Source organism: Streptomyces sp. NPDC007808 (assembly GCF_042868655.1).
In the GTDB taxonomy this organism is placed as follows: Bacteria; Actinomycetota; Actinomycetes; order Streptomycetales; family Streptomycetaceae; genus Streptomyces.
Genome location: NZ_JBIAEQ010000001.1, coordinates 1,245,869 through 1,262,426, shown reverse-complemented (window position 1 = coordinate 1,262,426; position 16,558 = coordinate 1,245,869). Strand labels below are relative to the sequence as shown.

Below are 16,558 nucleotides of genomic sequence, written 5' to 3'. Positions count from 1 at the left end.
CATCCCACGCGCCGGCCTTGCGGCGGCGATCACCAAGCGGGTGTCGGTATCGACGATGACCTGCACGTTCGCCGAGAGCCGGTAGTTGCGTGACGAGGAACCGACAGCCCGGTCGCTGACCGGGACCAGAGCGCCCTCCACGATCCCTAACCGGTCCGGCGTGCATCGGCGGTGCGGATGACGGGCACGAGCGCCGACACCGGGCCAAGCCGTTGGAGACCCGGCAGACCGTGGAGGGAGAGGCGCCGAACAGCGGGCCCAGCTGCCGCATCGTCAGGTTCGTGCCGTAGTGCACCACAACCATCAGCACCCGCTCGGCCAACGGCAACGACCACGGCCGGCCCGCAGCTTGCCATTGCCACCCCGCTCCCGAACCACCTTCAACATCCCCGAAAAAGGCGACGTCCGCAGCCCCGTGAACGTCTCCACCCACACCCGCACAGCCCTCAACACACCGGCCATACAACGGAGATGCCCAGATCAAAGCCTTACGCAACACCCTTCAGGTGCAGACCCGGCGATCGTCAGCACATTCTCCCGATCTTCAAGGCTCGCGCCCGCTCCCCCGTGCTCTCCGGGCGGATTCGCTCCGCCAGGCAGTGCCGGTGGGAGATGACGGTGTGGCTTCCTGGACCGTCGTTGCTCCGCGAGTCCAAGACGAGGGCATCTCCACCTGGGCTCAAAGTGATCCCTTCACCACAGAAGTCGCAGCGCCAGTCAAACGACTCCAGGTCTTCAGGTCGGATGCTGAGCCGCACTGATACCGGCGGATGCCAGCGGTGGATTTGCTCGATCACTGCATCGATCTGCGAACCGATGGGCGGGAAGAGCGCGAGTAGTTCGTCGTGGGTGCTCGTGGTTCGGGAGAACTGCTGGATCATGTCGATGGAGGCCGACAGGCCGGCGTTCTCGTTACCGACGATCTCGACGACCACGCCCCATGGGTGATGACTGAGGACCCTGGCCTGAACCTTCTGGCCAGGCATGAGCGCCAGACTCTGTGTCTCGAACCTTTCCATGAACCACTCCCCCACCCTCTGGCCCAGCATGTCGCGCCCGGAAGCGCTCATGCGCGCGTGTCGTCGGCATCGGGGCCCAGCACCGCGCTGAGCGCTCGCAAAGCGTCATCGTATTGGTGACGGTCGAACTGGAACGGACCGAATGCCATGCAGTCGCGGGTCTTGCGATGGGGTTGCCCGAAGGCGTCCCAGATCACGCGGTCGGCCGTCGCAGTGATGCAGGCCATGAGCGGCCAGCATCCCCACTCGCCACATTCACAGCCGAGAACGGGTGTCTTCAGCCCCGTGGCTTTCGTGGACCGTCCGAGGAAGTGGTCCTTCATCGGACCGAACCGGAAGAACTGCGGGATCAGACCGCCGTAGGCGTCACCTGCGGGCTGCATATCGGCCGCGATCTCGAACCTGTCGATCAGTTCGGTGAGTGGTGCTCCGTCGATGTGGGGGACGATCACGAGTGGGCCACCGTCGCCCCGTTGGCGGCAGTCGAACCGGATCTCATTGCTGGACATTCGAGTGATTCTCTCAGCGAAGGCGTCCCACTCCTCCTCGGTGAGGTCCGATACTCATCGCTGGGTCGGGGCTCTGCGGCGAGTGATGAAGGCGCGATGGGCCTCCATGGTCTCAGCGGGGTAGATCGCCTTATGGCCATCGTCGGTCGCGCCGCTGCTTCCCCGCAGGCGGCGGATGATGGTGGTGGTGGTAAGGATGTCCGCCAGTTCTGGGCTAACCAAGCGGGGCCGTTTGCTGTCGGTCCTGGAGGCGGCGACCGCAGCAGGGGCAAGCGCTGGTCGGGACTTGTGGATCGGTCCACAGGATGGGACGCACCTTCCGTCAGTGCCGTGAGGACAGTCCCTGGATCTGGTCCGCTGTCGCTGCCCTGAGCTTCGCCGGGCTCGACGGTGTCAGCGAGGACGTCTTGCCGGGAAGTGGCTCGCCCTGCGTTCGTAGCGCCGGTGCAGACCAGTTCGCCTCTGCCGCGCCGCTCGCTCCCGCCGCAGGGGACGGGCCGGCCGCGACCGGTCGGAGCTCATGGGGCCGACGGAACCAGGTCGCCAGTATCAGGGGGTACACGAGGTAGCCGTAGCGGGTGGCGGGGATCAGGCACATGGCGAGGCCGAGGCCGAGGGCCAGCCGGTGTGCCGCCGCGGCGACGGTGCGGGGCGGGCGGATCAGGAGGGACGCGGCCACGGCCAGGGCGGCGGCAGCGAGGGCGGCCATGGACAGGACGCTGCCGCCCGGGACGTACGTGGCCAGCAGGTGGCCGGGGAGGGGACTGGCCGCCGGGGAGCGGACCTCGCCCTCGCCGAGGGGGAAGAGGACCACGTGCTCGACGAAGGCGTGCGGGTCGGTGAGGGCGGCGGGCACCACGGCCAGCCCCGACACCAGCAGGGCGGTGCAGGTGGCCCGTACGGTCGCCCGGCGTCCCGCCGTGACCGTGAGCAGGGCCAGCCCCACCGGCAGCAGCGGCCAGGCGGTCCACTTCAGGGCCGCCGCCGCGCCCATGGCCGCACCGGCCGCGATACCCGAACCGCCCCGGCCCGCCAGTGCCAGCCCCAGGCACATCAGCCCGAGCACCGGCAGATCGACCCCGCCGACGGCCAGCGGCAGCGCGACCGCGGGGAATGCGGCGAGCGGCAGCACGCTGTCCCGGCGGGCGGCGACGGTGGTCAGGAACATGCAGGTCAGGAAGACCGCGCAGAACCCGATCCGGGCGTCGGTGAGCGGGCTTTCGCCCAGCAGGGCGCGGGGCAGGCCGAAGAGCGCCATGCCGGGCAGGTACGGGTCGTAGTCCGCGACGTGCGCCGGATTCGGCAGGTAGGGGCTGCCGGAGTGCAGGAGCAGAGCGCCGGAGCGCTCCACGACCCGCACCTCCGACTGCGCGGTCCCCGATGCGAGGAGCACCGCCGAAGGAACCACGACCGCTCCGGTGAGCGAGGCGGCCACGGCGGCTCGGGGCCAGGGGCCGTGGGTGAGCAACCCCGCGACGGCGTAGGCGACGGCCGCGCAGGTACCCCAGATCCGGTGCGACGGGAGGGCCGTGGTCACGGCCAGCAGCAGCGCGAATCCTGCGCAGAGCAGCCAGTGCAGCCGCGCTCCGTACGAGTGCGGCCAGTTCCGCCGCGCCCGGTACGAGTGCGGCCAGTTCCGCCGCGCCCGGTACGTGTGCGGCCGGTTCCGCCGCGCCTCGTACGAGCCGGTGCCGCGGACACCAGGTTTCGGTCGCATGGCTGTCCCCTCCTGTGTCAGTCGAGGGGGTCGCCGTTGTGCGCGGGGTCGTGGAGCCGGTCGGGCGTGAGCGGGCTCATCGCGGTGACGTCGCGCGGGACGATCTGGAAGCCCTGCCAGTGGACCGGCATAGGGGTCTGGTCCTCGTCGCGCGGGACGTGGTGGAAGCCGACGTTGACCCAGACGATCGGGTGCGTGAGCCGCTCTCCGTTCACGAACCGGTCGACGGTGCTCTTGCAGGACGTCGAGCCGCCGACCTCGTTCTCGCTGGCGTACTTCTCGCAGTTCTTGTTCTGGGTGAAGTACACGTCGTGCCGGGTGTAGGCGTGCGGCATGTACCGGTCGGTGTGCTGCTGCACGATCTCCCAGGACCGCAGGTGGCCGTCGGCGTTCTTCCCGGCCGTGCCCGCGATCCGCCACCAGCGGCTGTTCGCCGCGTCCCCGGCCAGTTCCTTGGCGATCGTGCGGTGCGTGGTCCGCACCCGCGGATAGCCGCCTGCGGAGGTGCCGTCGGTGTGGGTGTCGTACTGCTCGACCCTCGCCCCCGTGGCCCGGGTCGGCCCGAAGTCGAGCCGCCAGAAGACGTTGTGGTGATGGCTGGTCGCCTTGCCGGCCGAGCCCCGCCCGAGAGGCCGGCCGGTGCTGTCGGAGGCGTCGAAGTCGGAGGGGGAGAGGTTTCCGGTGGCGCCCTCGCGGGCGGTCACGGTGCCGTCGTCGGAGAAGTTCCACTGAGTGATGTAGTGGTAGTAGCCGACGGCGTTGACGGTGTAGAGGACGAGGTCGTCGCCCTGGGCACTGTCGCGGCGGTCGGTGCTCTCCCCGACGTCGCCGCTCATGCCGTCGTAGGCGAAACCGCGGGGCTGGACGGCCACGCACAGTCCCTTGACGGTGTGCCGGCGTCCCGTGTCCGGGTCGGTGACGGAGAAGCTCTTGAGGATGCCCGAGAGGCAGTCCTTCTGCCTGACCGGTATCGCGAGGCTGCCGAACTTGTACTGGGTGACGTCGTTGTACTCGTTCCGGCCGTTGTCGTAGGGCACGTTGATCTGGGCGAGCCGGGCGCCGGCCAGCACTCTGATCGGGGCGCGCTCGTGCTTGGGCCGGTAGGTCACATCGGACAGCACGAGCCCGGCGAGCGGGTCGTTGCGCCAGCACATGCGCCAGACGGTGCCGTTCGGCAGTTTCTTCTCGATGGTGGCGGCGGCGCTGCAGGCGGCACGCGGGGCGGCGTCCGGCGCCGCCGCGGCGGACCCGCTGAGGCCGGCGGGCAGGGTGAGGAGCGCCGAGGCCCCGGTGAGGGCCAGGCGCCGCAGGGATACGCGCATGGAAGTGTCGTCCTTCGCAGTGGGGGTGGGTTACGGCAGCCGCAGCGCGGCGCGGTCGCTGAGGTCGATGACGAACGCCCGGGTGTCGATCCACGGACCGTCCTTGACCTGTGTGAACAGCCGCAGGCAGCGGTGCTTGCCGCAGTCGGCGGCCGGTCCGGACACACCGGAGGGGCTGCCATACGTACCGCCTGTCACGGACAGCTGGGCGGGATCGGTGAGGGGCCGGCCGGTAGCGGCGCGGAAGTCCTTCCGCAGGCCGTCGCCGTGCGAGGAGTCCAGCAGGATGCCGAGGGCTTCGCGCGACTCTTCCCATGACGGCGCCGGCTGGGCGCCCGTGGTGCGCTCGGTGCGCTCGACGGTGTTCGACTTGAGGTCCACCGTGGAGTGGAGGAGCGTGTCGCGGCGGTAGTCGTAGAAGAGCACCTCCACCCGCCGGCCGCCGCTCCCCGAGCCGTCGGCGAGATGGGTGCCCAGCAGCTGCGGAGCGCCGGTACGGCCGTGTACGTCCTCGCTCGTGCTGCGCAGCGTGCGGTCGCCGGACAGGGCGAGCCGGGCCGCGCGGTCCTCCTCGTCGGGCGTGAGCGGGTCGTGACCGGTGCCGTGGCCGCTCGCCGGGCCCGAGCCGTTCGGCGAGGACGAAGCGGCGGGCGACGTCGAGGATGGTGCGGCGGCCGACGACGAAGCGGCCGCGGGCCGGTCGGCCCCGGTGGCGTCCAGCGGTACGGTGACGGCGACCATCGCCGCCGTGGCGGTCACTGCGATCGCGGCGCCGCCGAGCAGCCGCCGTGCGGTGACTTTCATGATTCCCCCTTGTCGTGGTTGCGCGACTCGTCGTGGTTGTGTGACTCGTCATGGCTGTGCGACGCGTCATGGCTGTGCGACGCGTCATGGCTGTGCGACAGCCGGTCGATCGCGCGGAGCGTGGTGTCACGGGCCGCCGTCACCCGGTCGAGCTCTTCGCCGTGCTCGGTGATCGCGGCCTTCTGGTAGGCCGACTCGACCGCGAACCAGACGCCCACGAGGTTGGTGCGCGCCTTGCAGGCGACGTCCGCCCGTGCCTGGGCGATCTCCTGCCGGGACGGGGCCGCGGCGTTCGCCGAGGGCACCTCGTCCATCGGCGTGAGCATCCGGAAACCACGCGCGTCCATGCACGCCGACCATGCCGAGAAGACCTTCGTGACCCGGGGATCCGCCATGGACCGCTCGAAGCTGTCGGCCTTGATGCGGGCCGCGATCCCGTCCGGGTCGGTGCCCGGCCCCAGCGGGCCACGCGCCCCGAGCAGCCGCTCGGCCTCGCCCAGACACCCGCCCTGCGGGACAGGTCGGCCGCGGTACGAGGTGAGGGGCGTGCCCGAGGTGTCCACCCCCGTGAGGACACGTCGGGCGGCCGTCGAGGGGGCCTTCGGCTTCACGGCCTTGGCCGCGGCGGCGGAGGACGCGGCGGTGGGCGTGTGGTATCCCCAGGTCCGGGCGCTCGCGGCGTCCGTGAGCCCGTACCGCCGGTACAGCACCGTGTACGCGTCCAGCGCCTCCCGCTCCGCCGCCGATCCGGCCGGCGGGCGGGTTGCGGCCGGGTACGGCACCGACAGCCGCCGCATGCACGCCCGTACGGCCGTGTCACTGGCCTGGTCGAAGTCCAGGGCCTGACGAGGAGTCAGCATGTGGCGCTCGATGGGCAGATGGAGGCGCTCGACCCCGACCGTGCGGGGGATCTCCCCGAGCTCAGGGGGCTCCGCCCGCTGGGGCGACTGGGGCGAGCAGGCGGTCACGGCCGCCAGGAGCAGCGTGCCGACGGCGGTCGCCGTGCGCCTCATGTGCCGTACGGATGCGGAAGTGGAGACGTGCACCATGGCCATCGCTTCCTCGGGAGGCGGTGCCCCAACCCATGACGGGGCACCGCGGTGAACTACGGAGCGGATCGGCTCAGTGACCGATGCCAGGGCAGCGGGTGTGGTCCGAGATGGCGATGGACGCCTCGTTGTTGCGCAGCCAGGAGGTGAGGTTCCCGCCCTTGAACGGCGAGAGCCAGTTGGAGTCTCCGCGGTAGTTCGGGGAGTACCAGATACCCACGTTGCAGCCGGTGCCGTTCTGGGCGGAGGCGGCGTTGTTGCGGACCTTCTGGCCGCCCCCCGGCCTGCTGCCGCTGAACCTCTTGGTGCCCAGGTCGCCGATCTTCTCCGCCGTGGTGCGGTACGGGGCGTTCTTGGCGTTCGGCGAGTAGTACAGGCAGAAGGTGTACGGGCTCGCCGCGTCGCAGTCGGACTTGCTGTTCCAGCCGGAGATGTTCGCGCTGCGGGCCTCGGCGTGTGTGGCCAGCCCGCCCAGGGCCAGCGCCGCCGTCGCCATGAGCACACCGGCCCGGGTCGAAGTCCTCTTCGTGATCGTCATGTTCGCCCTCTCCTGGTTTCTGCTGTCGGGAACCGCAGGGTGCGGTGCGGCCCTCGGAGCGAGGCCCGCGAGAACGAGTTCAGCGGTCGGCGCGTTGTTCAGCAGGCACCGATCGTCACACTGAACAAACCGAAAACGCCTGGTGGTTGGCAGGGATCAACCTTGTGGTCGGTCCTGGCGGCTCCCTAGGGTGGCGGCGGCCGAGGCTCCCGCGCTGTGCGCGCACGGGGCGGGGTGGAGACGAGGGGAGACGCAAGGCGATGGGCCGTCGGGAGACTCCGGTCGATCCGGCCGCCGGACCGGTGCAGCGCTTCGCCTACGAACTGCGCAAGCTCCGGCAGGAAGCGGGCGGCATCACCTATCGGGAACTCGCCCGCCGGGCGCACTACTCGGTGACCGCGCTCTCCCAGGCCGCGGCCGGCGAGCAACTGCCCTCCCTTCAGGTGGCTCTGGCCTACGTCCGCGCCTGCGGCGGTGACGAGGACAGCTGGGAGCGCCGCTGGCAGGAGACGGAGCGCGAGGTCCGCGACGCTGCTGCCCGGGAGGACGACGGCGCCGAACCGCCGTACCAGGGCCTGGCCCGTTTCGAACCCGGTGACCACGACCGGTACTTCGGCCGCGACCGGCTCGTCACCGCGCTACGGCAGCTGGTGAGCGACCGCAGGTTCACCGCGCTCTTCGGCCCTTCCGGCAGCGGCAAGTCCTCGCTCCTGCGCGCCGGACTGGTCCCCGCCCTGCGCACCGAGCCCGACCTGGCCGCGATCCGCATCCTCACCCCGGGGGAACACCCGGTCCGCACGCACGCCGACGCCCTGAAGCCAGGGCCGACGGACGACACGGTCATCGTCGTCGACCAGTTCGAGGAGGTCTTCACCCTCTGCCGGGATCCGCAGGAGCGCCGAGAGTTCATCGACTTGCTGCTCGGTGCCCGGCGACCGGGCTCAGGGTTGCGGGTCGTCATCGCCGTACGCGCGGACTTCTACGGCCGCTGTGCCGAACACCGCGGCCTCGCCGACGCCCTCGGCGAGGCCGGTCTGCTGGTCGGCCCGATGGATTCCGCCGAACTGCGCGAGGTGATCGTCAAACCCGCCCAGGCCGCGGGCCTCATCGTGGAACGCACCCTGACCGCCCGCCTGGTCGAGGAGATCGCGGGCGAGCCGGGCGGCCTGCCGCTCCTCTCCCACGTCCTGCGCGAGACCTGGCGCCGCCGCCGCGGACGAGCGCTGACCATGGAGGCGTACGAGGCGGCGGGCGGCGTCCACGGCGCGATCGCCCAGACCGCGGAAGAGCTCTACGCCGAACTCTCCACCGAGCACGCGCACCTCGCGCGCCTCATCCTCCTCAGACTGATCACCCCCGGCGAGGGCTCCCAGGACACGCGCCGCCCGGTCGACCGCTCCGAACTCGACTTCGCCGACCCGGCAGCGGGGTCGGCGGACGTCACCCGGGTCCTGGACCGCCTCGCCCGCGCCCGGCTGATCACCCTCGACCACGACACGGCCGACCTGGCCCACGAGGCGCTGATCACCGCCTGGCCGAGGTTGTCCGGCTGGATCGACGAGGAGCGCGAGCATCTGCGGACGCATCGGCGGCTGACCGAGGCGGCCCGTACCTGGGACGAACTCGGCCGGGATCCGGGCGCGTTGTACCGAGGCACCCGGCTCGCAGCCGCGCAGGAGCAGCTCGCCGGGGCCTCGCTCACCGCATTGGAGCGCACATTCCTGACCGCGAGCGGCACCGCCCACCAGGGCGAACGCCGACGCCGACGCGGCCTCGTCGGCACTCTGGCGGTCCTGCTGGTCCTCGCGCTGGTCGCCGGAGCCGTCGCCTGGCAGCAGAACCGCGCGGGCGACCGCCGCCGTGTGGAGGCCGAGGCCCGCCGGGTCGCCGCCGTCGCGGACAGCATGCGGTTCTCCGATCCGGTCACGGCGATGCGGCTGAGCGTGGCGGCGTGGCAGCTGGCCGACACGACGGAGACGCGGTCGGCGCTGATCGGGGCGATGGCGCAGCGGGAGGAGGACGTGTTCGCGGTACCCGGGGCGGACTCGGGGCCGAACGACCAGTCGAGCACCGAGGTGCGCCGGCTCACGGCCGACGGCAGCTCCGTGGTGTCCGTGACGGCGGACCGCGTCCGGGTCTGGGATCTGCGCACGCACCGGCTCACGCTCTCCCGACGAGGACCCGGACGCCTGATGGACAACGGCGGCGAGCCGTACCTCAGCCCGGACGGCCGGACACTGGCGGTGCCGACGGGCGACGCGCTCAAGCTGTGGGACATACGAAACGCGCGGGTGACGGGGACGCTCGGGGTGTCCCCGCTGGACGATGTTCGCTTCAGCCTCGACGGGCGCACCCTCGTGGCGGAGGACTGGCCCACCGAATCGGACAATTCCGTCACCGTCTGGGATCTGCGCAGCCACCGCCGCCTCCTGCGGGTCCAGGAACGTGACGACGAGATCCTGCAGTCCTCCGCCATCAGCCCGGACGGCCGGACACTCGCCTTGTGCACGTCCGAACGCGGACTGGAGATCTGGGACGTCGCCGGCCGCCGCAAGGCCTCCGCGCCGTGGGCGGCGCGGGTGCCACGCGGGGACTGCGTGCCGGAAGCGCTCGACATCACCCCGGACGGCCGGACGCTGACGTTCCTCACCGAAGAGGGCATCCGCAGATGGGACCTGGGCACCGGACGAAAGCTGCCGACCCTCGAATCGCCGACCGGGGTGAACGATGTGTGGTTCGCCGGGCGCGGTGCCTTTCTCCTGGCCCGGGGAGACGAACAGCTCTTCATGTGGCGTACGACGTACGACTACGCGCCCGTGCTGCGCCAGCGGTCAGCCGGATCGGTCAGCGATGTCAGCGTCGACACCACAGCTGGGGTCGTGCGGTATCTCAACGGCTCCGGAACCGTTGTCCGTTCACTGGCCCTGGGCCGGTCGACGACGAGTCAGTGGGACAGTCGCCTCACCTACGCGGCGCAGCTGTCCGGTGACGGCCGGCTCCTGGCCCGCATGCGCAGGGCGGACGGCGTGGTGCGGCTCCACGTGGTGGACGTCCGCAGCGGGCGGGTCGTCTTCCAGCCTCCGGGAGACGGGTGCCCGGACCCGGCCGAGGAGCGCGAGGACGGGGCGAGCTGCGCCGACCTCATGGCGCTCAGCGCCGACGGCAGGTACGTCGCGCACAGTCGTAGCTGGAACCATGTTGCGCAGGGGCTGCCGGACCGGACGCGGATCACCGTATGGGACACAAGAACCCGCAGGGTGCACGCCGCCGTCGACATCCGCGCCGACCGCACGGACACCCTCGGCGTCAACGGACTGGCTTTCGACGCCCGAGCCCGCACCCTGCTGGTGTACCGGGCCTCGGACCAGCCGTCCGTCGAGGCCTGGGACCTGAGCCGCAGGAAGCGCCTGCTGACCGTGCGAGGCCGGGCCACCGCCTCGACCAGCTACGACTCCGTCGGCGTGAGCCCGGTCGCCAACCCCCGCGGCGACAGACTGGTGACCAAGGAAGGCTTCGTAGCCGAGGTCCGGCCAGGAGGAAAGGTCGAACCCCGCCTGCTGAACGAGGACATGAACAGCATCGCGGCCTTCAGCCCCGACGGCCGGTATCTGGCCGCGGGCGATCACCTGGGCCGTGTCACGCTCTGGGACGGTGCCCTGCGCAAACGCCTGGGCGTGCTGGACGGGAACGTGTCCGACACCGAGACGGACACGATCGGCGGGGTGACCGCCCTGGCCTTCTCCCACGACGGCAGCACCCTCGCGGTCGCAGGGGACGCCGCGGGCACCGTCCAGCTCTGGGACGTCACCTCCTCACGCCTTCTCGGCTCGACCCTGCCGACCCCGGGCGACGAGGTGCAGGCACTCGCCTTCGGCCAGGACGACACGACGCTGTACGCGGCGGGCCTCAACACACCCGTACAGAAATACGACCTGACCCCCGCGCACCTGATCACCCAGGTCTGCGACCGCACCGGCACCGGCCTCTCCAGGACCGACTGGAAGACCTACCTCCCGGACGTCCCCTACCGTCGCACCTGCTGACCCGTCAGGCCGCGCCTGATCGCCGTGGTGCCGAGGTTCGGCTTGATCTTGCTAGGGCCGCGCGCCGCGCTTTTGTCGCAGTCGAAGGGGTCCTTCGCCTTGCCGCTGCACCCGAGGTCGACGGTGAGGGGCCTTTGGTACCGAGGATCGTCAGGTCACCGGTGATGCGGTAGCCGTCGCAGGAGCTCGGGCGGACGGTTCCGTACGCCCTCGAAGAGGCCGAGACGTATGGATGCTGAGACGTATGGACGCCGAGACGTCGGTTCACCCGTGATGTGTCACAGGCGGGCCGACGTCGGCGTCTGCAGCACCTCTTCTTCGTCGTCGGTTAAAAGACCGGACGCCGTCGCCCCGCCGAGGAGCGCGGTGAGGAGCGCCGCCGCGCCGACCAGTGTCCACCGCGTCCGCCATGGCCTGGTGCGCGCCGGTGCGTCGGCGGCGGGGGCGTTGTTCGCGGGCGTGGCGTGCGTGGGTGTGGCCTTCGTAGCCGTCGTGGGCGCGGGTGTGGCGTCCGTATCCGTCGCGGGCGCAGGTATGGCGTCCGCCGGTGCGGGACCGCACGCGATGCCGGTGCGGGCGTCCAGCCACGCCTCCGCCTCGTCGCCGCGTAGTCCGCACGCCGCGACGAACGCGGCGACGAGTTCCGCGCGGGGGAGCCGGTCCCGGCCGAGCATGGTCGCCGCCGTGGAGTACGGCAGACAGTGGCCGGCGTCCGCCGCGTGGCGTTCCAGTCGGCGGTAGCTCAGACCCGACCAGGTCTTCAGGCGCCGCAGCGCCGCCACGAAAGCGGCCGCGTCGGTGTCCGGCGGTGTGGGCGGTGCGGTGGTCATGACGGTGGTCCCCCCTGGTGAGCTGGACGTACACGGCTTCGCACAAGCTCGAACACCCTGACAGCTTGAGGAACGGCAGGTGCGACGGTCAACCTCGGTGCGGATTCCCGATGTTGGAGGTCACAGGTCATATGGATCTGCCCCGCTGTCACCGCACCCGTGCCGCCGTCACCGCCCTGGCGGTCCTTCTGATACTGGGCGCGTGCGATGAGAAGGGCGACGCCGGGCCGCCGACCACCGGATCCGCCCCGGCCGGCCCGAAGGCGCGCGACGGGGAGTCGGTCGCCGACTTCCTCCACCGTGTCCTGCCCGCTGGGGCGGGCGGCACCGTGATCGCCGCACGCGGCGACGAACTCGCGTACTGCGGAGGCTTCGGGGCAGCGGACCGAGCCGCCGGAACTCCCGCGAGCTGCCGCACCGTGTACGACGTCATGTCGATCACGAAACAGTTCACCGCCGCCGCGATCCTGAAGCTGGAGGTGATGGGCCGGCTGCGAGTGAGCGACCGGATCGGCCGGTTCCTCGGGCCGGTGCCCGAGGACAAGCGTGACATCACGATCGAGCAGTTGCTCACGCACACGTCGGGTCTGGTCGAGGGGCTCGGCGACGACTACGACCGCGTCTCGCGCGACGAGTTGGTGCGGCGGGCCCTCGCGTCGAGGCCCCAGTCGGCCCCGGGGGACGAGTTCCACTACTCCAACACCGGGTACAGCCTGCTCGCCGTGATCGTGGAAGAGGTGTCCGGGGAGGGCTACGAGCGGTTCCTGGCCCGGCACCTCTTCGGCCCCGCCGGGATGGACCGGACCGGATACGTGCTGCCCCGGTGGCCGCGGCACCTGATCGCCGTGGAGTACGACAGCGAAGGGCGGAGCAAGGGCAGGCCGGTCGACCACCCCTGGGCCACCGACGGGCCGTACTGGAACTTGCGCGGCAACGGCGGCATGCTCTCCACCGCCGAGGACATGTTCCGCTGGCACCGTGCCCTCGCGGGCAACGAGGTGCTGCCGGAACGGGCCAGACAGAAACTGTTCGCGCCGCGCGTGCGGGTGCCCGGCCTGGACGACTCGTACGGATACGGCTGGGCCGTCCGCGAAACCCTCGACGGACGGATCGTCTGGCACAACGGCGGCAACGACTGGTCGCTGGCATACCTCACGAGATCGCTGCACGACGGCGTCCTGGTCTCCTGGGTGAGCAACCACGCCCACCGGAACGGCAAGTGGAACCTGGAGGACCAGGCAGAGGAGCTGACCCAAGGTGTCGCCGACCGCGTCCGCTCCGAGGACCGCTGAACCAGTGACCGCTCCGAGCGGCCCCGAACGACACAGGAGGAGACAGTGCGCAAAGCCGTATGGGGTTTGTTGGTGGCAGTGGCGGCCGTGCTCGCCGTAGGGCCACTCACCGGCGCCGGCCAGACCGAGACCGTCGCCTGCTGCGGCAAGCCGCCCGGCCCGATGAGGTAGAGGTCAGTTGCCGACAGACCGCCTCCTGCCCGCGGGCAGCGTCTACGCTGTGACCTGCGGCCACCGCATGATCTTCAGTCTTCACACACCGATGATCAACGGTGGCCGCACCATCCACAGCGCGTCAGGGTCGCGCAGCGTCCGCCAGCCGTCCCGTGTCAGGAGGACATGTGCAACGTGGCGAAGTCTGGTGGGTCGAGTTCGACGAGCGGCAGCTGGTCGTACTGCTGTCGGGAGACGACGCGGCCGGGATCCGGGTGATGCAGGTCGTCGCTCCGGCGGGCGTCCACATCAGCGGTCTGGGCGTCGAAGTGGCAGTAGGCGCCATGGAAGGACTGCCCTTTGAAGGCGTGCTGCGGTTCGCGTTCCCGCGTCCAGGCTTCACCCCTTGCACGTGGCTGACCACCGTGTCCCGAGACGACCTGATCGAGCCGGCGGGCGCCCTGTCCCCAGCGAAGCTCAGCGAGATCGAGGATGCCCTCCGACTCGGTGAACAGGAGAAGGAGTGGACCCCGGCGACGACCGCGAAGCTCAGCGAGATGAGGGACGCCCTCCGTCTCGGCGGACTCGCGTAGGCCATGCCGAGCATCGCGTGATGGACCCGTCGCCTTCCCGGGCGGCAGTCGCGGCGGATCCTCGATCCCCTCATCCGCGCGAAGACGTGCTCAACGCGGGCGCGGACTTTGCGGTGCGAGGTGTTGTGTTCCTCCTTCCGAGCTGGCAACTCGCACCGGCCGCGCTCGCGGCGGGGTGCGGGATGAGCAAGCCGGTGCCCCGGTAGCCACCGTCCGCAATGACCGTCGCCTTGCCGACGGTGTCCTTCGCACCGGACAGCTCCTACGCCTTGCAGTCGTTGCGGTTGCTGGGCACGGGTCGGCCGTCGGCGACGCCCCGTCGGGTGTCGGCATCGATGACGACCTGATGATTGGTCGAGTACCGGTAGTTCCTCGATTGCTCGGCGACCGTGTGGTCACGGGTGGGCACCAAGGTTCCGTCCATACACGATCAGCACGGTGCCCTTGCGGAACCACCGTCTCGGCTGCCGAACGAGCGGCGGCGCGAGGCGGTCGGTGATCCGGTCGGCGGCTGACTTCGGCACTCCGAACAGTGGCGCCGGCTGCCGCAAGGTCAGGCTCGTCCGCCAGTACACGCCACCATCAACACCCTGTCTTCCAGCGGCAGGCTCCACGGTCGGCCCCTTGCGGACCGGCTCCATCCCCTGGCGCTGTAGCGCAGTGACCAGCTTGCCGAACCGACGCGGGTTCAGCCCGGTAAAGGGGGACTGTCCAGGACGGCTCCGACGCCGTGATCACAGCAGCCACAGCTGTATCGTCCCAAAGATCGACAGCATGAAACGATGACCGCCATGTCAGGTCAGGTGTGGGTGTCACTCATATCCGTGGGCGGCGTTGTCCTCGGCGGTCTGTTGTCCTACCTCGTCCAGCACAGGACTCAGCTTGCGGCAGAACGCGCAGAACAGCAACGACAGCAGATCTCCTTGTCGGAAGCCAGGCGCGCGGAACGGCTGGCGTTGCTGGAGCGGTTCATCGAGGTGGGGGCCGAAGCCGAACGCGCCGCGTTCAGCCGGCCTGAGGAGTGGGACGACACCCACGACTGGTACCTGACGACCCAGGACGTCATGAACAGGCTGTGGGTCGCGGAACGACTCATCCGCGTCCAATTCCCCCTGCCCGTACACGACTCGGCACGCGCATACTTCCTCGACCTCAACCGGACCGTGTGGGAAGGGCTGCCCGACGGCGAGAGCGTGCGGGACTACCTGGAAAACAACCGACTGGCGTTCCTCGACGCGGCTCGTGCGGTCATGGGATAGCAACCGCCAGCCTCCGAAGCTCTTCTACGGGACAGCCCTTCGCCTCGATCTTGCATGAGGGTCCGTCAGCTTGCTGCCTGGTGGGCGGGTGGGCGCGCCGAGTTGCTGTCCACCGGCTCCAGGCCCACCTTCGTGGATCGTGCCGGAAGGCCGGGCTGTCCGAGGCCGGGTCTTCAGATTTCACGCGCGTCCGAGAAGGCGAGATGCGGTGCTCCTGTCAGGTCGACACCGTGGGTGCGGGCGGTGCCCAGCGGTGGGTGCGGGGGACGTTGCCGGTGACTCCGAAGTCCTTCTTGAGCTGCTCGGGGATGGCGTAGTGCATGACGCGGCCACGGGTGAGGGAGGACAGTTCGAGGATGGTGGTGAGGTGGCCGAGACGGTCCAGGGCCCAGGCTCCCAGCGGCGAGCGGTCCTCGATGGTCTCCAGGACGCCGAGCAGGCTCGGGACGACCTTGACCACGCTGTCCCAGGGAGTACGGGACACCTCGAGCCAGTCGGCGCAGGTGTCGCCGATCAGGTAGCGGATCAGGGCGGAGACGATGGGGTCGAAGAAGGTTCCGGGGACGACCTCTTCGTAGAGGTCGATGAGCTGCCGTGTCAGGTGGGCCCCTTCACCGGACGGGCCCATGTGGCGGATCATGTACAGGTCGAGGAACTGTCGGGCCTCGTCCAGTGTTTCGGGGACGGCGTCCTGGTCGACGCCGAGCATGGCACCGACCACGCGCCAGGCGTAGAAGTACGCCTCCGCTCCTTCGACGCTCATGTGGATGCCGAGGCGGTGCAGGCTGTCCAGCACGAGCAGCGAGAAGAACATCTGCCCGCCGATCATGTCTTCCTGACAGATCGGTGTGCCCAGGGCATCGGTGTCCCAACGGCCCTCCCGCTTGAGGTGGTGCCGGATCGAGGCGTGGAGCAGGCGGACCTTCTGCGCGGCCGGAAGGAAGCGGCTGCCGGCTTCGAAGGCGTCGGGCTGCATGAGGTAGACGGTGAACTGCCCCGTCTCCGCCATCCGTTTGGACGGGTAGCTCAACCCGTGGGTGGCTGACAGGAGCTTCGCCACGTGCGGAACGACGTAGCAGGCGGGCATGGAGGCGAAGGACAGGGCGGTAGAGATGTGCACGTTGTTGTCGATGAAGAACAGCCGGGCTTTCTCCATCTCGGTCCAGTCCACCCAGGCAGGGGGCACGCTGGTGGCCTGGAGGTATGCGCGGGCCACGTCGGGGAGCCCGTCGGGCAGGGGTGCGCCTGCAGTGGAGACGTACCGCATGAGGGTGTTGAACTTGCCCACCTCCCCCCGTTCGAACAACTCGGCCACGACCGCGTCGGCGAGTTCGTCTCCCGACACGCGCAGAGCGTCCATGGAGGCGTCGGTGTAGGTCATGTCGGCAGTCCCTCTCGGTGAGCGCACGACTTCGACGCTGAGGCGTCCG

Annotated in this window: 13 protein-coding genes and 2 pseudogenes; 4 read left to right on the top strand and 11 right to left on the bottom strand. The window is 70.1% G+C overall.

The window, feature by feature from the left end; genetic code table 11:
• Positions 1 to 3 precede the first annotated feature (3 nt).
• From ACFYNL_RS05460 to ACFYNL_RS05425, 8 genes and pseudogenes are all read right to left on the bottom strand, one after another.
• Positions 4 to 462 (bottom strand): annotated as a pseudogene (locus ACFYNL_RS05460) (transposase family protein); the annotation flags it as partial.
• A 62-nt stretch (positions 463 to 524) separates the two neighbouring features.
• Entirely contained in the window at positions 525 to 1,019 is a 495-nt protein-coding gene (locus tag ACFYNL_RS05455; protein ID WP_388796764.1) for a hypothetical protein, read from the bottom strand.
• 47 nt (positions 1,020 to 1,066) lie between these two features.
• Positions 1,067 to 1,528: a hypothetical protein gene (locus ACFYNL_RS05450; RefSeq protein WP_388796760.1), complete on the bottom strand. Its 462-nt coding sequence runs from the start codon at positions 1,526 to 1,528 to the stop codon at positions 1,067 to 1,069.
• Between the two features lie 322 nt (positions 1,529 to 1,850).
• Complete coding sequence (locus ACFYNL_RS05445; protein ID WP_388796757.1) at positions 1,851 to 3,245, bottom strand: glycosyltransferase 87 family protein; 1,395 nt, start codon at positions 3,243 to 3,245, stop codon at positions 1,851 to 1,853.
• Between the two features lie 17 nt (positions 3,246 to 3,262).
• Complete coding sequence (locus ACFYNL_RS05440) at positions 3,263 to 4,567, bottom strand: copper amine oxidase (protein WP_388796754.1); 1,305 nt, start codon at positions 4,565 to 4,567, stop codon at positions 3,263 to 3,265.
• A gap of 30 nt (positions 4,568 to 4,597) precedes the next feature.
• Positions 4,598 to 5,371, bottom strand: a complete 774-nt coding sequence (locus ACFYNL_RS05435; protein WP_388796751.1) for a hypothetical protein — start codon at positions 5,369 to 5,371, stop codon at positions 4,598 to 4,600.
• Complete coding sequence (locus tag ACFYNL_RS05430) at positions 5,368 to 6,420, bottom strand: hypothetical protein (protein WP_388796748.1); 1,053 nt, start codon at positions 6,418 to 6,420, stop codon at positions 5,368 to 5,370. The genes ACFYNL_RS05435 and ACFYNL_RS05430 overlap by 4 nt, the downstream gene beginning before the upstream one ends.
• A 73-nt stretch (positions 6,421 to 6,493) precedes the next feature.
• A complete protein-coding gene (locus tag ACFYNL_RS05425) occupies positions 6,494 to 6,958 on the bottom strand; it encodes a peptidase inhibitor family I36 protein (RefSeq protein ID WP_388796746.1) in 465 nt (154 codons plus the stop codon).
• 260 nt (positions 6,959 to 7,218) lie between these two features.
• Between ACFYNL_RS05425 and ACFYNL_RS05420 the strand changes: the two genes are divergently transcribed.
• On the top strand, positions 7,219 to 11,001 hold the full coding sequence (locus ACFYNL_RS05420) for a helix-turn-helix domain-containing protein (protein WP_388796743.1): 3,783 nt from the start codon (positions 7,219 to 7,221) through the stop codon (positions 10,999 to 11,001).
• A 278-nt stretch (positions 11,002 to 11,279) separates the two neighbouring features.
• Here the strand turns inward: ACFYNL_RS05420 and ACFYNL_RS05415 are convergent, their stop codons facing one another.
• Positions 11,280 to 11,831: a hypothetical protein gene (locus ACFYNL_RS05415; RefSeq protein WP_388796740.1), complete on the bottom strand. Its 552-nt coding sequence runs from the start codon at positions 11,829 to 11,831 to the stop codon at positions 11,280 to 11,282.
• A gap of 131 nt (positions 11,832 to 11,962) precedes the next feature.
• Here ACFYNL_RS05415 and ACFYNL_RS05410 point away from each other — a divergent pair, with 131 nt between their 5' ends.
• Both ACFYNL_RS05410 and ACFYNL_RS05405 read left to right on the top strand, forming a co-directional pair.
• A complete protein-coding gene (locus tag ACFYNL_RS05410) occupies positions 11,963 to 13,123 on the top strand; it encodes a serine hydrolase domain-containing protein (RefSeq protein WP_388796737.1) in 1,161 nt (386 codons plus the stop codon).
• A gap of 341 nt (positions 13,124 to 13,464) precedes the next feature.
• Positions 13,465 to 13,869: a type II toxin-antitoxin system PemK/MazF family toxin gene (locus tag ACFYNL_RS05405; RefSeq protein WP_388796734.1), complete on the top strand. Its 405-nt coding sequence runs from the start codon at positions 13,465 to 13,467 to the stop codon at positions 13,867 to 13,869.
• Here the strand turns inward: ACFYNL_RS05405 and ACFYNL_RS05400 are convergent.
• Positions 13,869 to 14,616, bottom strand: a pseudogene (locus ACFYNL_RS05400) (transposase); the annotation flags it as partial. The gene ACFYNL_RS05405 and the pseudogene ACFYNL_RS05400 overlap by 1 nt on opposite strands.
• A gap of 35 nt (positions 14,617 to 14,651) precedes the next feature.
• Between ACFYNL_RS05400 and ACFYNL_RS05395 the strand changes: the two are divergent.
• Complete coding sequence (locus tag ACFYNL_RS05395) at positions 14,652 to 15,128, top strand: hypothetical protein (protein ID WP_388796731.1); 477 nt, start codon at positions 14,652 to 14,654, stop codon at positions 15,126 to 15,128.
• A gap of 217 nt (positions 15,129 to 15,345) precedes the next feature.
• Here the strand turns inward: ACFYNL_RS05395 and ACFYNL_RS05390 are convergent, their stop codons facing one another.
• A complete protein-coding gene (locus ACFYNL_RS05390) occupies positions 15,346 to 16,509 on the bottom strand; it encodes an oxygenase MpaB family protein (RefSeq protein WP_388796728.1) in 1,164 nt (387 codons plus the stop codon).
• Positions 16,510 to 16,558 lie beyond the last annotated feature (49 nt).